A 1,027-nucleotide genomic window follows, 5' to 3' on the forward strand; every position below is an offset into this window, starting at 1 on the left:
GTTCGAGCTCCATCCGGCGCGCCTTAATCGCGTCGAGCTGACCTTGCAGCGCAACCGTCTGGGCTTCCAGCTGATATTTCGAGTTGATGCCGAATTCGCCGTGGTAGGCATGAAAGCCGAAATAGGCGAGGAACGCCACGCAGAGCGAGGGAATGATCAGCCGGCCGGTGTTTCTCTGCTTGTGCTGACGCGTCCACATATCCAAATCCTCGCGGCCGCGAACTCCTACGGCTCCCCATCTTTTTCGCCCGATTGTGCTTAACGGACGGTTACGGATGACCGGCTGCTCGAGACCCGAAATGAAAAAGGGCGGGAATGCTCCCGCCCTTTCATCGATATCCCATGCCTGGGTGTTTCCGGATCAGCCCTTGACCACCGACTTGCCGGCGTAGCTCGCCTGCTTGCCGAGCTCTTCCTCGATGCGGATCAGCTGGTTGTACTTGGCCATGCGGTCCGAGCGCGACAGCGAGCCGGTCTTGATCTGTCCGCAATTGGTGGCAACGGCGAGATCGGCTATGGTCGAATCCTCGGTTTCGCCCGAGCGGTGCGACATGACGGCGGTGTAGCCGGCCTTGTGCGCGGTTTCGACGGCGTCGAGCGTTTCCGTCAACGAACCGATCTGGTTGACCTTGACCAGGATCGAATTGGCGACGCCCATGCGGATGCCGTCACGCAGCCGTGCCGTGTTGGTGACGAACAGGTCGTCGCCGACCAGCTGGGTCTTCTTCCCGATCAAGTCGGTCAGATACTTCCAGCCTTCCCAGTCGTCCTCGGCAAGGCCGTCCTCGATCGAGATGATCGGATAGTCGGCTGCGAGCTTGGCCAGGTATTTGGCCTGGGCCTTGGGATCGCGGGTCTTCTTCTCGCCCTCGTAGACGTAGTTGCCGTCCTTGAAGAACTCGGTGGCCGCGCAGTCCAGGCCGAGCGCGATCTCTTCGCCGGGCTTGAAGCCGGCTTTCTCGATCGATTCCATGATGAAGTCGAGCGCCACAGGCGCGCTCTTCAGGTTCGGGGCAAAGCCGCCCTC

The 1,027-nt window shown here is 61.0% G+C and carries 2 protein-coding genes; both read right to left on the bottom strand.

The window, feature by feature from the left end; translation table 11 throughout:
* The coding region (locus ACXJ7R_RS34110; RefSeq protein ID WP_457155634.1) for an FtsB family cell division protein at nt 1-199 on the bottom strand (199 nt) is incomplete at its 3' end.
* Between the two features lie 162 nt (nt 200-361).
* Nucleotides 362-1,027, bottom strand: a 666-nt coding sequence (eno, locus tag ACXJ7R_RS34115) for a phosphopyruvate hydratase (protein ID WP_457155635.1), incomplete at its 5' end; no start/stop codon positions are given.

It is taken from the genome of Mesorhizobium sp. P5_C1, from assembly GCF_054049815.1.